This is a genomic window from Bradyrhizobium sp. 1200_D9_N1_1 (genome assembly GCF_052075915.1).
Classification (GTDB): domain Bacteria; phylum Pseudomonadota; class Alphaproteobacteria; order Rhizobiales; family Xanthobacteraceae; genus Bradyrhizobium; species Bradyrhizobium diazoefficiens.
Genome location: NZ_CP197226.1, coordinates 1,774,129 through 1,789,185 on the forward strand (window position 1 = coordinate 1,774,129; position 15,057 = coordinate 1,789,185).

Genomic DNA, 15,057 nt, shown 5'->3' on the forward strand with positions numbered 1-15,057 from the left:
TCATGTCGGGTTCATCTCCGGCTGCAGTATATTATCCGCCGCGCACAGACCAGGAAAGCGGTTGGCAATCCGCGAAGGACAAATCGATGGCCCGCGATTCGCAAGCCGCCCTCGTCGCGCTCAACCGCTTCGGCCTCGGCGCCCGCGGCGGGGCATCCGGCGATCTGATCAACGCGGCGTCCGATCCGCGCGGTTTCGTGAAGGCGGAACTGGCGCGTCCCAACGGCGTGCTGCTGGAGGCGCCCGGCCTGCAATCGACGCCGCAACTCGGTCAGGCCGTGTTCGCCTATCAGGACGAGGTCAAGCAGGCACGTGAGGCCGCCGCCAAGGCCGGCACGCCGCCCGAAGCGCCGCCACTGCAGGCGCCGGCTGATCAGAAGCCCGGGCCGCGCCGCAATCTCTCGCTGAACACGGCTGCGACCGAGATCGCCGGCCAGATGGCCGAAGCCAAGCCGGCGGACGCTGCGGCGAAGCCCGAGACCATGCAGCCGAACATGGCCGCGCCGCCCGCCGCAAAACCTGCACCGCAGCCGCTCAACGTGATCCAGAAAACCTTTCGTGCCGAGGCGCTGGCGCGCTTGCAGCGTGCCACGCTGGTCGAGTGCGGCTTCACCGAGCGGCTGGTCGTGTTCTGGTCCAACCATTTCTGCATCTCCGCGAGCAAGGGCGAGCTGGCGCGGATCTGGGCCGGCGCGTTCGAGCGCGAGGCGATCCGGCCGCACGTGCTCGGGCGCTTCGCCGACATGCTCAAGGCGGTCGAGCAGCATCCGGCCATGCTGTTCTTCCTCGACAACCAGCAATCGCTTGGGCCGGACTCGCGCGCGGGGCAAAACCGCAAGCGCGGGCTCAACGAAAATCTCGCGCGCGAGATCATGGAGCTGCACACGCTCGGCGTCGGCGGCGGCTACACGCAGGAGGACGTCACCTCGCTCGCGCGCATCATCACGGGCTGGACCTTTGCCGGACGGCAAGGCGGGCTCGGCACACCCGGCTCCTTCGCCTTCAACGTCAACGCGCACCAGCCGGGGCCGCAAGTGCTGCTCGGCAAGACCTACGAGCCGACGGGGCTGGCGCAGGGCGAGGCGGCGCTCGCCGACATCGCCCGGCATCCGTCGACCGCGAATTTCATCGCGACCAAGCTCGTTCGTCATTTCGTCGCCGACGATCCGCCCCAGGCATTGGTCGCGCGCCTGCGCGACGTCTTCGTCAAGACCGATGGTGATCTCAAGGCCATGGCGACCGCGTTGGTCGATTCTGACGAGGCCTGGAAGGCGCCGCTGACCAAGATGCGCAGCCCTTACGATTTCCTGGTCGCGAGCGGCCGGCTGCTCGCGCGCGTGCCGGAGGATCCCGGCGCCTATCTGAACGGTCTCAATCTGCTCGGCCAGCCGCTGTGGTCGCCGTCCGGTCCCAACGGTTTCCCGGACACCGTTGCGGCCTGGGCCGCGCCCGAAGGCATGAAGCTGCGGCTCGACATCGCCGCGCAGATGGGCGCGCGGCTCGGCAACAACATCGACCCGCTCGACCTGCTGGAATTCGCAGCGGCAGACGCGGCGTCGATCGAAACGCGGCGGACCATCGAGCGCGCGGAATCGCGCCAGCAGGCGCTGGCGCTGCTGCTGATGTCGCCGGAAATGCAGAGGAGATGATGATGATCGACTGCGTCGAGAACCGGCTCCTCACCTCGCGCCGCGGTCTTCTGCTCGGCGGTGCCTCCTTCGCGGCCTGGGCCTATTTGCCGAAATTCGCCCGCGCGGCCGACGGTCGCGATCCCAGGCTGATCGTGGTGATCCTGCGCGGTGCGCTCGACGGGCTCTCGACCGTCGCGCCGGTCGGTGACCCCGATTATGCCGGCCTGCACGGATCGATCGCGCTCGCGGCGGACGGCGCGCATCCCGCGATCATGCTCGATTCCTTCTTCGCGCTGCATCCGGCTATGCCGGAGTTCGCGCGCATGTATCGCGACATGCATGCCGCAGTGATCCACGCGGTGGCGACACCCTATCGCGACCGTTCGCATTTCGACGGCCAGGACGTGCTCGAAAGCGGTTATGCCGGCCCCGGCCGGGTGCAGTCCGGCTGGCTCAACCGCGCGCTGGAAGCGCTGCCGCGCGGCGAGCGCGTGTCGAGCGGCCTTGCGGTCGGGCCGACCACGCCGCTGGTGCTGCGCGGCAATGCGCCGACCGTCGGCTGGGCGCCGGTGGCGCTGCCGCAGGCCGACGACGACACCGCGATGCGGCTCGTCGATCTCTACCGTCACCGCGATCCCGCGTTGGCGATGGCCCTCTCGCAGGGCCTCCAGTTGGAGAAGGCCGCAAGCGGCGACGACATGAAGCCGAAGGGCGGCAATCAGGTCGCGCAGATGCGCCAGGTCGCGCGCGGCGCCGCCAAGCTGATGGCGGCCGACGACGGCCCGCGCATCGCCGCGCTCGCCTTCGACGGCTGGGATACGCCCGCCAATGAAGGCGGCCCGGTCGGGCGTCTCGCCTTCCTGCTCGGCGGGCTCGACGGCGCGCTCGTCGAATTCGAGAACGGCCTCGGCGAGCGCTGGCGCGATACCGTCGTCGTCGTCGCCACCGAATTCGGCCGCACCGCGCGCATCAACGGCACCGACGGCACCGATCACGGCACCGCCACCGTCGCGCTGCTCGCCGGCGGCGCGGTGAAGGGCGGCCGCGTCATCTCCGACTGGCCGGGCCTCAAGCCCGCCAACCTCTATGAGGCCCGCGACCTCAAGCCCACCACGGACTTGCGCTCCGTGATCAAGGGCGTGCTGCAAGGCCAGTTTGGCCTGTCCGATCGCGTGCTGGCCGAGACGGTGTTCCCGGACAGCGCAAGCGCAAGGCCGATGAAGGGCTTGGTGGCCTAATCCACAAACGCCGTCATTCCGGGGCACGCCTCTTGGCGCGAGCCCGGAATCCATACTCCCGATCGGGGTTATGGATTCCGGGCCTGCGCCTTGCGGCGCATCCCGGAATGACGAGATAATCGCCTGAGCATCAGGAGAGACCACCCATGTACATCGCCATGAACCGCTTCCGCGTCGCCAAGGGCTCCGAGGCCGCCTTCGAGCAGGTCTGGCTCTCGCGCGACACGCATCTGGACAAGGTGCCGGGCTTCGTCGAATTCCATCTGCTGCGCGGCCCCGAGCTCGAGGACCACACGCTGTATGCCTCGCACACCGTGTGGGCGAACCACGCGGCGTTCGAGGCGTGGACCAAGTCGGAGGCTTTTCGGGCCGCGCATCACAAGGCCGGCGACAACAAGCCGCTTTATCTCGGCCATCCGCAATTCGAAGGCTTCGAAGTGATGCAGACGGTGGGGCGCGGCGCGAAATAGCGCCGCGCTTCAAACGTCAGCCCAGGGTGATCGTGTCGATCTCGGCAAGATCATCAGTGCTGAGCTTCCACGCGATCGCCTTGACGTTTTCCTCGATCTGCTCGACGCGGGTGGCGCCGGCGATCACGCTCGACACCTGCGGGCGCGAGGCGAGCCAGGAGAAGGCAAGCTCGAGCATGCTGTGGCCGCGCGCCTTGGCGAAGGCCTGGAGCTTCTCGACGATGTCCTCGTTGCGCGGCGTGACGTAGCGGTCGCGCAGCCGCGGCACCTTGCCGAAGCGGGTGTCGTCAGGCGCGCTCTCGCCCTTCCGGTACTTTCCGGTCAGAAGTCCGCTGGCGAGCGGGAAGAACGGCAACAGGCCGAGCTTGTATTCCGTTGCTGCCGGTAGCAAGTCCTTCTCGATGTCGCGCACCACCAGGGAATATTCGTCCTGGCAGGAGACGAAGCGGCTGACATTCATCGCGCGTGCGACGTACTCGGCCTCGGCGATCCGCCAGGCCGGAAAGTTCGAATTGCCGATGTAGCGGACCTTGCCCTGCCGGACGAGATCGTCGAGCGCGCGCAGGCTCTCCTCGATCGGCGTCAGCGGGTCATAGTCGTGCTGCTGGTAGAGATCGATGTAGTCGGTCTTCAGCCGCTTCAGGCTCGCTTCCACGGCGGCCATGATGTAGCGGCGCGAGGCGCCCTGCTTGGTTCCGTCCTCCGCCATCGGCTTGGAATATTTCGTCGCCAGCACGATGTCCTTGCGGCGATCGCCCAGGACAGTGCCGAGCACGTTTTCCGAGCCGCCCATGTTCGAATAGATGTCGGCGGTGTCGAACAGCGTGATGCCGAGGTCGAGCGCGCGATGGATCACCTTGCGCGAGGTCTCGAGGTCGGTGCGCTGGCCGAAATTGTTGCAGCCGAGCCCGACCGCAGACACGCGAAGGCCGGAGGCGCCGAGATTGCGAATTTCCATGGGAGATCCTGTGAGACGAGCAGCAGCACATTGTGACCGCGGTGCGCCGCGCCAGCAAGCTGCTCGCCGCGCTGCTGCCATGCCGGCAGAGCGGACAAAAAAATGCGGCCCCTGTCAGACGCGGCGACTGACGGGGACCGCTTTGGGGCGCTTGATCGGTGACGGGGGGCCTGATCAGACGCAGGTGGAGCCTAGTCCCGCTATGTAACGCGTAGGTGACAGCGGTAGTTATCCACAGGCTGCGCGCGGGATTAGAACAGCTTGCGATAGACGATGAAGCCGGACCGCTCCGCGACCTTGTCGTACAGGCGCTGCGCCGTGACGTTGGTCTCGTGCGTCTGCCAGTAGACCCGCGGCGATCCCGCCAGTTTCGCCCGCTCGTACACGCCATGGATCAGCGCCGAGGCGACGCCCTTGCCGCGCGCGGCCTCCAGCGTGAACAGATCCTGCAAATAGCAGGACGGCTCGATCGCGGTGGTGCTGCGATGGAACAGGTAGTGCGTCAGCCCGAGCAGCCGGCCGTCGCTTTCGGCGACCAGCGCATGCAAGGGTTCATAGGCGTCGAAGAAGCGCTGCCACGTCATCCGCGTGATCTCGGGCGCGAGCGCGGTCGGGCCCGAGCGGCCGTAGAAGGCGTTGTAGCCGTCCCACAGCGGCAGCCATTGATCGTAGTCCTGCTTGGTGACGGAGCGAACGGTGAGCGACATCTGGAAATTCCGCGATCGATGAAGCAACCTTCATACGTGATGAAGGGCGCGTCGATCAATCGTGCTGTGACGCTATTCCGCGGCGCGCAGGTGCCGGATCAGCCTGCGGCCGGTGGGGTCACGCAGCGAACGGTAATAGTCGGCGCGCGAGGGCGCATCGGTGTGGCGCACGAGGTCGGTTACCGGGGTGTAGCTCAGCATGCGCCCGCCGTCGGGCAGCGCGGCGCAGACGAAGCGCAGCACCTCGCCACTGCGCAAGGCGATGTTGATCGGCGTGGCATCGCCGATGCGCACCATCTCCATGCGCTGCGCGATGAAGGTGGCGAGCTCGTCCTCCGGCAGCTCGAACGCGCCGGTGTCGCGGCCGTGATACATCAGCGCGACGAAGGGCGGTTTGCCGTCGGCGATGTCGTCCGGCACCGCAAAATAATCGCGGAACGCGCGGTTGATGAATTCGGCGCGCGTCTCGGCATCCAGCAGCACGATGCCGATATCGACCTGGTCGAGCGCGGCCGACAGCCGCGCGGCGGTGGCGTGGCTCTGGCGCTCGGCGGCAAAGGTGCCGAGCAGCCGCTCGCGCATCAGGCCGCTGATCGCGGCAGTGCCGGCGGTCGTCACCGCGAGGAGGCCGAGCTGCACCAGATCCGCGGTCGCCAAGGGCATTGCTCGGTGGAAGAACAGGAGCAGCACCGTGCCGGTCACGGCGAAGGCTGCGCTGGTGATGGCGGAGGCGAAACCCGACAGCGCGCCCGCAAGCGCCACGATGCAGACGAGCAGCGGTGCGGGCGAGGGGATGGCGCGATCGAAAAGGATCGCCAGCAGCAGGGTCGCCGCTGTCAGCACCGGTCCACAGATCGCACGCCATCCGTATCGCATGGGCCTGTCTCGTTCCTCCCTGAACGAGGTAAGGCGGCAACAGTGACTGATGGTTGCACCGGTGCGGTGCGAATTCGTGCGAAGTGCTTAAGGGCGGCTTGCGGCGGCGCGCAAAGCTTTCGGATGATTTTAGACCAAGTGCGCGTGCCTGACGCGTTGCAGCGACGCGGGCGCATTCAGCGTCGAGGTGCCCGAGCTCTTGCGCATGCCGGTGAAAATCAACAGCGAGGCCGCGACCAGGATGGCCGCAGTCAGGGTGATTGCAACGACTACCACAGGTGACTTCATCGACGTCCTGTCGCGATGCCGGTCGGCGCGGGTCACGCGGCGCCCTGAAGGCTGGTCAGGATGAAACGGGAATCAGACCGGCAGGCCCATCGCCATGGTCGCCTTGGTCGACAGCACCGTCAGGGTGACGATCAGGCACAGCGAGAGCGCGGCGACGGCGAGCGAGGCCGCGACCGCGTTGGTCAGCCGGGAAGACGAAACGGTAGCGGGTTGGCCCTGAAAGCCTGCCGTGCCGGACGCCCGAATCATAGGTCTAAATCCTTCAACGTGCGAGCGAATCACCCGCGACTTTCCAGAATTTCCCAGTTTCAACCGGCAATATTGCGGCGGCTGCCGCAACGAAAATGGCGGGATTGCGGCAAAGACGACGCTTATGCCCGCTATTCGCCCAGGCCCGCGCCATCAGGCGCTGGCGGCGATGCTGGCGGGGTCGTCGATGTCGGCCGGCCGCCAGTCCATCGCGACGAAGCCGGGCGCGGCCTCGACGCGCTTCAGCCAGTCCCGGATCGCCGGGAAGGTCGAAAGGTCGAAATCGCAGCGGTCGGCGAGATGGGTGTAGCCGTACAGCGCGATGTCGGCGACCGTGAGCTGGCGCGCGGCAAAATAGGCGTTGGTCTTGAGATGGTTCTCCATCACCTGGAGCGCGCCATAGCCGCGTTCCATCCAGTCCTCCAGCGAATGGGTCTGGAGGTCGCGGCCGCCCTTGACCAGCGACAGCCAGAAATAGGCGGCGCCGATGTTCGGCTCGAGCGCGTGCTGCTCGAAGAACATCCATTGCAGCGCCTCGGCGCGATCGATGCGGTTCTCCGGCGCGAGCGGCGTGCCGACGGCGACGTACCAGAGGATGGCGTTGGACTCGGCGAGATAACGGTTGCCGTCGACCTCGAGAAGCGGCACCTGGCCTGACGGGTTCTTGGACAGAAAGTCCGGCGTCCGGCTCTCGCCGCGCAGAATGTCCACCTCGACCGCTTCGTAAGGCAAGTTCAACAGCGCCAGCGCAAGGCGGACCTTGTAGCTGTTGCCGGAGCGTTGCATCGAATAGAGCTTGTACATTCTGGGAGTTCTAAACCGAGGACGGGAAGGCGCGGCGCTTGTTGCCCCGCAACGCGGCTAAACAATGATGCCGATGCGAATCCGCCGCAAGAGCCAGCCAATAGAAAAACTCGAAAACCCTACCGCACTGCAACGCCACGGAAGATCATTTCCACGCGACGATGCAAATCAGATCACGCTTGCGTCAACGTGCGGATGCGTTGCTCCGCGAGAGGGGCGATCGGTTCAGGGCACCATGCTTCCACATCGTGATGGCCGGGCTTGTCCCGGCCATCCACGCCTCGCCGCACGGCAGAAAGAACGTGGATGCCCGGGACATAGGCGAGCGAAAGCGACGCCGTCCTTCGGACGGCTAAGCCTGGGCATGACGACGGTCTGGTTTGGCGACGGCAAACACGCAAAATTGCTCCGAGGACAGGCCTTGCCGGATATGAGGGATTCGGACGGCAAAGTTACGGAATATTGCGGGAAATCCCGCCTCGAAACGCCGGAATCCGTAAACTTTTTCGAGATCGGGCCGAAGTTTCTTGCGGCGCAGCGGCACACGTTTTAGGGTGGCTTCATTCCCACAATCAGAGTCGTGACGACCCATGGGTCACGACGCTTGTCAGGAGATGACGATGTCCTTCCTTGCCGCTGCGCTCGACCGTGTGAAGCCGTCCGCGACCATCGCGGTCACGGATAAAGCACGCGCGCTGAAAGCGGCGGGCCGCAACGTCATCGGCTTAGGTGCCGGCGAGCCCGACTTCGACACGCCCGCCAACATCAAGCTGGCGGCGATCCACGCCATCGAAGCCGGCAAGACCAAGTACACCGCGGTCGACGGCATCCCCGAGCTGAAGGAAGCCATCATCGCGAAGTTTCAGCGCGAGAACGGCGTCGTCTACAAGCCGAACCAGGTCATCGTCGGCACCGGCGGCAAGCAGGTGCTCTACAACGCGCTGATGGCGACCATCAATCCTGGCGACGAGGTGATCATCCCGGCGCCGTACTGGGTCAGCTATCCCGAGATGGTGGCGCTCGCCGGCGGCGAGCCGGTGCCGGTGGTCTGCACCGCGGCGACCGGCTTCAAGCTCGGGGCCGAAGCGCTCGAGCGCGCGATCACGCCGAAGACCAAATGGGTGATCCTGTGCTCGCCGTCGAACCCGACCGGCGCTGCCTACACCAGGGCCGAGCTGAAGGCGCTCACCGACGTGCTGGTCAAGCATCCGCATGTGTGGGTGATGACCGACGACATGTACGAGCACCTCGTCTATGACGACTTCCAGTTCACCACGGTCGCGCAGGTCGAGCCCAGCCTCTACGACCGCACGCTCACCGTGAACGGCGTGTCGAAGGCCTATTGCATGACCGGCTGGCGCATCGGCTATGCCGGCGGCCCTGCCCAGCTCATCAAGGCGATGGCGACCATCCAGTCGCAGTCGACCTCGAACCCGTGCTCGATCGCGCAGTGGGCCTCGGTGGAGGCGCTGAACGGTCCGCAGGACTTCATCCCCGCCAACAACAAGGTGTTCAAGGAGCGCCGCGACCTCGTCGTCTCCATGCTCAACCAAGCGAACGGGATCGAGTGCCCGCGCCCCCAGGGTGCGTTCTACGTCTATCCGTCCTGCGCCGGCACGATCGGCAAGAAAGCGCCGTCGGGCAACGTGATCTCCAACGACGAGCAGTTCGTCACCGAGCTGCTGGAGACCGAAGGCGTCGCCGTAGTGCAGGGTTCGGCCTTCGGCCTCGGCCCGGCGTTCCGCATCTCCTACGCGACCAAGACCTCGGACCTCGAAGACGCCTGCAAGCGCATCCAGCGCTTCTGCGGCAATCTCCGCTGAGCCTGTCGCAAATACCTATCGAAAAGGCCCGCCTCTGGCGGGCCTTTTTATTGTTTGCACGCTTATCGTCACGCGTGATCTGGCACCACTACGACTCTTGTGGCATAGAACGTCGCGCCTCGCTTGCAGGCGCGACTCTCTGCTCGCATCACATTCATCGCCGGAGACATTCATGCGCCGTACGTTCATCTTCGCCGGGCTCACTGCCGCCAGCCTCGTTGCCTCCGTCGCAAACAGCGACGCTCAGCAGCAGCGGATGGTCCGGGTTGGCGTGCTCGAATGCCGCGGCGGTGCCAGCGTTGGCTTCATCGTGGGATCGCTGACCAATCTCGGCTGCGTCCTGCGTGCCGACGGTTTGCCGGAGGATCGCTATGTCGCGACCATCCGCAAAGTCGGTCTCGACATCGGCATCACCCAGGAGACGACGCTGGCCTGGGGCGTGTTCGCGCCGGTCGACCGGCTCGGCCCCGGCGATCTCTCGGGCAATTATGCCGGCGCGCAGGGTAGCGCTTCGGTCGGCGTCGGTATCGGTGGCAATGCGCTGGTCGGCGGCTCCAACAATTCGATCGCGCTCCAGCCGCTCAGCGTGCAGGGCCAGGTCGGACTCAACGTCGCCGCCGGCCTCGAAAGCCTGGAACTCCGGCCCGGCCGTTAACAATTATGCGTGTGATCGCGCCGTTCCACCGGCGCGATCACAAGGACGCACCGCAGCGACGTTTGACGCTTGCCAAATCTCGGGGACGGGCAGAGCATCCGCGTTTGCCGACCCAATCATGGGCCGAGCTCCACACCAAGGAGGCGGCGAATGGGACAAGACGTCAGAAGTCCCCGAGGTCCACGGTGCATTGCGCTGGTGGGCCCATTCCAAAGCGGTAAAACCACACTTCTTGAAGCGATATTGGCACGAACGGGCGCAATCCCGCGTGCCGGCAGCGTAGATGCCGGAACTTCCGTCGGCGACGCCACGCCCGAGGCCCGTCATCACAAGATGACCGTCGGCCTCACTGCCGCCACCACGAGTTTCATGGGCGACAGCTACACCTTCCTCGACTGTCCCGGTTCCGTCGAATTCGCCCACGACATGCGCGCCGCGTTGCCCGCGGTCGATGCCGCGGTCGTAGTCTGCGAAGCCGACGAGAAGAAGCTGCCCCAGCTTCAGATCATCCTGCGCGAGCTGGAGGAGCTGAAGATTCCGCGTTTCCTGTTCCTCAACAAGATCGACCGCGCCAACAAGCGCATCCGCGAGACGCTCGCAACGCTCCAACCCGCCTCGCGCGTGCCGCTGGTGCTGCGCCAGATCCCGATCTGGAAGGACGAGTTGATCGAGGGCTTCGTCGATCTCGCGCTGGAGCGCGCTTTCATCTATCGCGAGCACAAGGCCTCCGAGGTCATCGCGCTCGCAGGCGGCGATCGCGACCGCGAGAAGGAGGCCCGCTTCTCGATGCTGGAGAAGCTCGCCGACCACGACGATGCGCTGATGGAACAACTGCTCGAAGACATCCAGCCGCCGCGCGATGCCGTGTTCGACGATCTCGCCCGCGAATTGCGCGAAGGGCTGATCTGCCCGGTGCTGCTCGGCGCCGCGGCGCGCGAAAACGGCGTGCTGCGCCTGATGAAGGCGCTGCGCCACGAGGCGCCGGGTGTTGCGGAGACTGCAAAGCGTCTCGGCGCACCGGAGAGCAAGGACGCGCTTGGCTACGTCTTCAAGACGCTGCATTCGCAGCATGGCGGAAAGCTGTCGCTGACGCGGCTGCTCGCCGGCCATCTCGACGACGGTGCCACGCTGCAATCCTCCTCCGGCGGCGCGGGGCGCATCTCCGGCATCCTCGCCGTCAACGGTGCCTACGACACCAAGCGTGCCGCGGCGGAAGCCGGCGACACGGTCGCGCTCGCCAAGCTCGATCCGGTCAAGACCGGCGACATGGTCTCGAGCGGCAAGACCCAGCCGGCGGCGCTGGTCACGGCAGAACCGACATCGGCAGTGCTTGCGATCTCGGTTGCGGCCACCGACCGCAAGGACGACGTCAAGCTCGGCCAGGCGCTGACGCGGCTGCATGAGGAGGATCCCTCGCTCATGGTCGTGCAGAACGCAAAGACCCACGACACCGTGCTGTGGGGCCAGGGCGAGATGCATCTGCGCGTCGCCAGCGAACGCCTGCGCGATCGCTTCGGCGTCAAGGTCACCTCGCAACCGCCCGCGATCGGCTATCAGGAAACCATCCGCAAGCCGATCACCCAGCGCGGCCGTCACAAGAAGCAGTCCGGCGGCCACGGCCAGTTCGGCGATGTCGTGCTCGACATCAAGCCGCTGCCGCGCGGCGACGGCTTCAAATTCGCCGAGAAGGTGGTGGGCGGCGCGGTGCCGCGCAACTACATCCCGGCGGTGGAAGAAGGTGTCGTCGACGGGCTCACGCGCGGTCCGCTCGGTTTCCCCGTCACCGACGTGCAGGTGACGCTGACCGATGGCTCCTATCACAGCGTCGATTCCTCCGATCTCGCCTTCCGCACCGCCGCGCGGGTCGGACTTAATGAAGGCCTGCCGCAATGCCAGCCGGTATTGCTGGAGCCGATCCACGTGGTCGAGATCGTCTGCCCGACGGATGCCACCGCCAAGATCAACGCGATCCTGTCGGCGCGGCGCGGCCAGATCCTCGGCTTCGACACCCGCGACGGCTGGAGCGGCTGGGACTGCGTCCGCGCCATGATGCCGGAAGCCGAGATCGGCGAGCTGATCGTCGAGCTGCGCTCGGCCACGGCCGGCGCCGGCAGCTTCACCCGTACGTTCGACCACATGGCCGAAGTCACGGGCCGCGCCGCCGACCAGATCATCGCCGCGCATCAGCACGCGGCGTGAGTCTGTCTCTCGCGCAGTGAGGGAAGCACGCTCTCTCACACCCTCTCCCCGTTCTTACGGGGAGAGGGTGTGAGGGGCTGTATCCACGCGTGCGGCGAAAGTTGGACTCACGCAGCCTCCTCCTCTCCGTCATTGCGAGCGCAGCGAAGCAATCCAGACTGTCTGGTCGATCGCGACGTGCTGGTCTATCGCATCACCGGCGCGTTTTTCTTCGGCGCCGCCTCCGCGATCGGAAGCGTGCTCGACGGCATCGCCGACAAGCGCAAGGGCATGGTGGTCGATTTCGCCGCGGTGCCGTTCCTGGATTCGACGGCGGCCAACGTGCTCGGCCGCGTCGCCGCCAAGGCCCACCGCCGGGGCATCCGGCTGTTCATCACCGGCGCCTCGCCCGCCGTCCGCCGCGCGCTGCTCACCCATATGGCGTCCCGCCCCGTGCGCGCTATCGCGTGACCATCGCGCGCGCGGTCGCCGACATCAAGGGCGGCGCGGCTCTGTCCGCGGCCGATGATATGGCCGCGACCTGACGGCGCGCACCTTCTCAAGCCGGCGCCGCATCACGGCCTTGCGGAAGCGCTGTGCGGGAATCGTGCCCGCGCGCTTGACAGAGCCCGCGGGACGCGAAATGGATCGCCTCCGATACGATCCGGGGAGAAGATGACCGTGACCAAGGCTCCCGCAGCCTGTTTGATCGGATGGCCCGCCGCGCATTCGCGCTCGCCGCTGATCCATCATTATTGGCTGCGCACGCTCGGTATCGCCGGCGGCTATGTCATCGAGGCCGTCCCGCCCGAGGATCTCCGCGATTTCGTGCTGCGGCTGTCGCTGCGCGGCTTCGTCGGCGCCAACGTCACCATCCCGCACAAGGAGGGCGTGCTGGCGCTGTCGACGCCAGATGCGCGCGCCAAGGCCGTCGGCGCCGCCAACACGCTGTGGTTCGAGGACGGCGAGCTGCGCTCGACCAACACCGACGTCGAGGGCTTCATCAACAATCTCGATGCCAGCGCGCCCGGCTGGGACACGGCCGAGGAGGCGCTGGTGCTCGGGGCCGGCGGCTCCGCGCGCGCGGTCGTGTTCGGCCTGCGCGAGCGCGGCATCAAACGCATCCATCTCGCCAATCGCACCATCGCGCGGGCCGAGACGCTGGCGAAGCAGTTCGGGCCGAACGTGCAGCCCGTTACGTGGGACGGGATCGACGACGTGCTGCCGCGTGCAAAACTTCTCGTGAACACGACCTCGCTCGGCATGCGCGGTCAGCCTTCACTCGATGTTGATGTTGCACGCCTGCCGCAGGCGGCCGTCGTCGCCGATCTCGTCTATGTCCCCCTGGTGACGCCGCTGCTCGCCGCAGCAAAGGCACGCGGCCTCAGGACCGCCGACGGTCTCGGCATGCTGCTGCACCAGGCCGTGCGCGGCTTCGAGCTGTGGTTCGGCCGGCGGCCGCGGGTCACGGACGAGCTGCGCGCATTGGTCGAGGCCGATCTCACAAAGTCTTGAGAGGGTAACGGCGAATAGCGCACCACCTCCGGAGTTCTATCCCAGTGGGACAATCGGAGACAATCATGCCTGTTCAACGTGCAACTTTCACACGTCCGCTCATCGCCGTCGCGATGGTGGCCGCTTCCACCCTCTATGCCTTCGCGCAGAGGGCGCCGGTGCCGACGCGCGTGCGCGGCACGATCGAGAGCGTCAACGGCGACATCCTGCAGGTCAAGTCGCGCAGCGGCGAGGACGTCAAGCTCCACATCGCATCCGATGTGCGCGTGTCCGGCATTACCAAAATTTCACTCGCCGACATCAAGCCCGGCTCCTTCGTCGGCGCCACCACGGTGCCGGGGCCTGACGGCGGCGACAACGCCGTCGAGGTGCATGTGTTTCCGGAGAGCATGCGCGGCACCGGCGAAGGCTCGCGCCCCTATGACCTCAAGCCCAACTCGAGCATGACCAACGCCACGGTGTCGGAGAGCGTGGTCGGCAGTGACGGCCATACGCTGCTGGTCAAGTACAAGGACGGCGAGAAGAAGGTGTTCGTCCCCGACAACACGCCGGTGGTGACCTTCGTGCCCGGCGACAAGACCGACCTGAAGGCCGGCGCCAAGGTGATCGCCTTCATGAAGCAGTTGCCGGACGGCTCGTTCGAGACCAACCGCGTCAACGTCGGGCGCGACGGCCTCACGCCGCCGATGTGATCGTCACGGCCGGGAATAGCGGCGGTCACACGGGGTTGCCGTGTTTGACCGTCGCAACTCCCTGGAGGGGATAATCATGCCGAAGCCGAACACCTGGATGCCGCGCGCCGTCGCGGCAGCCTTCGCGACCTTTATCGCTGTTTCCTCTGTCTCGGCGCAGCAGGCGCCGACGGTGCGTATCCGCGGCACCATCGCGAACGTCGACGGCAACATGCTCGACATCAAGACGCGCGAAGGCAGCGACGTGAATGTGCGCATGACCGACAACGTCGCGGTCTTCGCCGTGGTGAAGACGGAGCTGTCGGAGATCAAGGAAGGCTCCTATATCGGCGTCACCGCTATGCCCGAGCCCGACGGCACCCAGAGGGCGATCGCGGTGCATATCTTCCCGGAGAACCAGCGCGGCGCGGCCGAAGGTTTTCGGCCCTGGGACGCGCGCGCCAACTCGACCATGACCAACGCCACCGTGACGCAGACCGTGAAGGGCACCGACGGTCAGAACATCACGGTGAAATACAAGGACGGCGAGAAGAAAGTCGTGGTGTCGCCGGATACCCCGATCGTCAGCTTCGTCGCCAGCGACAGGTCCGAGATCAAGCCGGGCGCCAAGCTGATCATCTTCGGCGCGGCGAAGAAGGAGGACGGCTCGCTGGAAGCCAACCGCGTCAACGTCGGCAGGGACGGGATCACGCCGCCGATGTGAGGGTGCAAGATATGAGGCGCGACTACTGCCACAAATTCCGTCGTCCCGGACAAGCACGCCCTTAGGCGCGCGCAGATCCGGGATCCATAACCACAAGATGAAGTTGTTGCGCGAAGCAGGTCACTCCGAGTCCCCGTAACCGCGCCTGCCTGTGGTTATGGATCCCGGCCTGCGCCGGGACGACAGCCGAGATTGTGGAGGCTTTCGAGCGCCTCGGAATCGTAGGGTGGGCAAAGGTGTGCCTGCGCCGTGCCCACCATCGATCCGCAG

The 15,057-nt window shown here is 66.1% G+C and carries 16 protein-coding genes and 1 pseudogene; 11 read left to right on the top strand and 6 right to left on the bottom strand.

Annotated elements, in window-relative coordinates:
• Positions 1–86 precede the first annotated feature (86 nt).
• The 3 genes from AB5K84_RS08595 to AB5K84_RS08605 all read left to right on the top strand — a co-directional run bounded on the left by AB5K84_RS08595 (position 87) and on the right by AB5K84_RS08605 (position 3,339).
• On the top strand, positions 87–1,649 hold the full coding sequence (locus AB5K84_RS08595) for a DUF1800 domain-containing protein (protein ID WP_038967275.1): 1,563 nt from the start codon (positions 87–89) through the stop codon (positions 1,647–1,649).
• 2 nt (positions 1,650–1,651) lie between these two features.
• Positions 1,652–2,869, top strand: a complete 1,218-nt coding sequence (locus AB5K84_RS08600) for a DUF1501 domain-containing protein (RefSeq protein ID WP_441232387.1) — start codon at positions 1,652–1,654, stop codon at positions 2,867–2,869.
• 146 nt (positions 2,870–3,015) lie between these two features.
• A complete protein-coding gene (locus AB5K84_RS08605) occupies positions 3,016–3,339 on the top strand; it encodes an antibiotic biosynthesis monooxygenase family protein (protein WP_008544592.1) in 324 nt (107 codons plus the stop codon).
• A 16-nt stretch (positions 3,340–3,355) separates the two neighbouring features.
• On the opposite strand, the gene AB5K84_RS08610 is transcribed toward AB5K84_RS08605, so the two are convergent.
• From AB5K84_RS08610 to AB5K84_RS08635, 6 genes are all read right to left on the bottom strand, one after another.
• Positions 3,356–4,297, bottom strand: a complete 942-nt coding sequence (locus tag AB5K84_RS08610; protein ID WP_011090157.1) for an aldo/keto reductase — start codon at positions 4,295–4,297, stop codon at positions 3,356–3,358.
• 251 nt (positions 4,298–4,548) lie between these two features.
• Positions 4,549–5,004: a GNAT family N-acetyltransferase gene (locus tag AB5K84_RS08615; protein ID WP_011090156.1), complete on the bottom strand. Its 456-nt coding sequence runs from the start codon at positions 5,002–5,004 to the stop codon at positions 4,549–4,551.
• A gap of 72 nt (positions 5,005–5,076) precedes the next feature.
• Positions 5,077–5,880 (bottom strand): PAS-domain containing protein, encoded by an 804-nt coding sequence (locus tag AB5K84_RS08620; protein ID WP_011090155.1) that lies wholly within the window; start codon positions 5,878–5,880, stop codon positions 5,077–5,079.
• 129 nt (positions 5,881–6,009) lie between these two features.
• Positions 6,010–6,156: a hypothetical protein gene (locus AB5K84_RS08625; RefSeq protein WP_179883772.1), complete on the bottom strand. Its 147-nt coding sequence runs from the start codon at positions 6,154–6,156 to the stop codon at positions 6,010–6,012.
• Positions 6,157–6,240: 84 nt separating this feature from the next.
• Positions 6,241–6,417: a hypothetical protein gene (locus tag AB5K84_RS08630; RefSeq protein ID WP_007596747.1), complete on the bottom strand. Its 177-nt coding sequence runs from the start codon at positions 6,415–6,417 to the stop codon at positions 6,241–6,243.
• Between the two features lie 153 nt (positions 6,418–6,570).
• Positions 6,571–7,221, bottom strand: coding sequence for a glutathione S-transferase family protein (locus AB5K84_RS08635; RefSeq protein WP_011090153.1), 651 nt, complete (start codon positions 7,219–7,221; stop codon positions 6,571–6,573).
• Between the two features lie 364 nt (positions 7,222–7,585).
• Between AB5K84_RS08635 and AB5K84_RS08640 the strand changes: the two genes are divergently transcribed.
• The 8 genes and pseudogenes from AB5K84_RS08640 to AB5K84_RS08675 all read left to right on the top strand — a co-directional run bounded on the left by AB5K84_RS08640 (position 7,586) and on the right by AB5K84_RS08675 (position 14,787).
• Positions 7,586–7,774 (top strand): hypothetical protein, encoded by a 189-nt coding sequence (locus AB5K84_RS08640; RefSeq protein ID WP_038965400.1) that lies wholly within the window; start codon positions 7,586–7,588, stop codon positions 7,772–7,774.
• Positions 7,775–7,841: 67 nt separating this feature from the next.
• Positions 7,842–9,044, top strand: a complete 1,203-nt coding sequence (locus tag AB5K84_RS08645; RefSeq protein WP_441232388.1) for a pyridoxal phosphate-dependent aminotransferase — start codon at positions 7,842–7,844, stop codon at positions 9,042–9,044.
• A 172-nt stretch (positions 9,045–9,216) separates the two neighbouring features.
• Positions 9,217–9,699 (top strand): DUF992 domain-containing protein, encoded by a 483-nt coding sequence (locus tag AB5K84_RS08650; RefSeq protein WP_011090150.1) that lies wholly within the window; start codon positions 9,217–9,219, stop codon positions 9,697–9,699.
• Between the two features lie 150 nt (positions 9,700–9,849).
• Positions 9,850–11,898 (top strand): elongation factor G, encoded by a 2,049-nt coding sequence (locus AB5K84_RS08655; RefSeq protein ID WP_011090149.1) that lies wholly within the window; start codon positions 9,850–9,852, stop codon positions 11,896–11,898.
• A gap of 150 nt (positions 11,899–12,048) precedes the next feature.
• Positions 12,049–12,422 (top strand): annotated as a pseudogene (locus tag AB5K84_RS08660) (sodium-independent anion transporter); the annotation flags it as partial.
• A gap of 130 nt (positions 12,423–12,552) precedes the next feature.
• Positions 12,553–13,392: a shikimate dehydrogenase gene (locus tag AB5K84_RS08665; RefSeq protein ID WP_039187079.1), complete on the top strand. Its 840-nt coding sequence runs from the start codon at positions 12,553–12,555 to the stop codon at positions 13,390–13,392.
• A 65-nt stretch (positions 13,393–13,457) separates the two neighbouring features.
• On the top strand, positions 13,458–14,084 hold the full coding sequence (locus tag AB5K84_RS08670; RefSeq protein WP_028174699.1) for a hypothetical protein: 627 nt from the start codon (positions 13,458–13,460) through the stop codon (positions 14,082–14,084).
• A gap of 97 nt (positions 14,085–14,181) precedes the next feature.
• On the top strand, positions 14,182–14,787 hold the full coding sequence (locus tag AB5K84_RS08675) for a hypothetical protein (protein ID WP_370163643.1): 606 nt from the start codon (positions 14,182–14,184) through the stop codon (positions 14,785–14,787).
• The last annotated feature ends 270 nt before the right edge of the window (positions 14,788–15,057 follow it).

Excerpts from the sequence above, each read along its gene's own strand:
- AB5K84_RS08595 (WP_038967275.1), top strand. The coding sequence starts at position 87 with ATGGCCCGCGATTCGCAAGCCGCCCTCGTCGCGCTCAACCGCTTCGGC.
- AB5K84_RS08600 (WP_441232387.1), top strand. The coding sequence starts at position 1,652 with ATGATCGACTGCGTCGAGAACCGGCTCCTCACCTCGCGCCGCGGTCTT.
- AB5K84_RS08605 (WP_008544592.1), top strand. The coding sequence starts at position 3,016 with ATGTACATCGCCATGAACCGCTTCCGCGTCGCCAAGGGCTCCGAGGCC.
- AB5K84_RS08610 (WP_011090157.1), bottom strand. The coding sequence starts at position 4,297 with ATGGAAATTCGCAATCTCGGCGCCTCCGGCCTTCGCGTGTCTGCGGTC.
- AB5K84_RS08615 (WP_011090156.1), bottom strand. The coding sequence starts at position 5,004 with ATGTCGCTCACCGTTCGCTCCGTCACCAAGCAGGACTACGATCAATGG.
- AB5K84_RS08620 (WP_011090155.1), bottom strand. The coding sequence starts at position 5,880 with ATGCGATACGGATGGCGTGCGATCTGTGGACCGGTGCTGACAGCGGCG.
- AB5K84_RS08630 (WP_007596747.1), bottom strand. The coding sequence starts at position 6,417 with ATGATTCGGGCGTCCGGCACGGCAGGCTTTCAGGGCCAACCCGCTACC.
- AB5K84_RS08635 (WP_011090153.1), bottom strand. The coding sequence starts at position 7,221 with ATGTACAAGCTCTATTCGATGCAACGCTCCGGCAACAGCTACAAGGTC.
- AB5K84_RS08640 (WP_038965400.1), top strand. The coding sequence starts at position 7,586 with ATGACGACGGTCTGGTTTGGCGACGGCAAACACGCAAAATTGCTCCGA.
- AB5K84_RS08645 (WP_441232388.1), top strand. The coding sequence starts at position 7,842 with ATGTCCTTCCTTGCCGCTGCGCTCGACCGTGTGAAGCCGTCCGCGACC.
- AB5K84_RS08650 (WP_011090150.1), top strand. The coding sequence starts at position 9,217 with ATGCGCCGTACGTTCATCTTCGCCGGGCTCACTGCCGCCAGCCTCGTT.
- AB5K84_RS08655 (WP_011090149.1), top strand. The coding sequence starts at position 9,850 with ATGGGACAAGACGTCAGAAGTCCCCGAGGTCCACGGTGCATTGCGCTG.
- AB5K84_RS08665 (WP_039187079.1), top strand. The coding sequence starts at position 12,553 with ATGACCGTGACCAAGGCTCCCGCAGCCTGTTTGATCGGATGGCCCGCC.
- AB5K84_RS08670 (WP_028174699.1), top strand. The coding sequence starts at position 13,458 with ATGCCTGTTCAACGTGCAACTTTCACACGTCCGCTCATCGCCGTCGCG.
- AB5K84_RS08675 (WP_370163643.1), top strand. The coding sequence starts at position 14,182 with ATGCCGCGCGCCGTCGCGGCAGCCTTCGCGACCTTTATCGCTGTTTCC.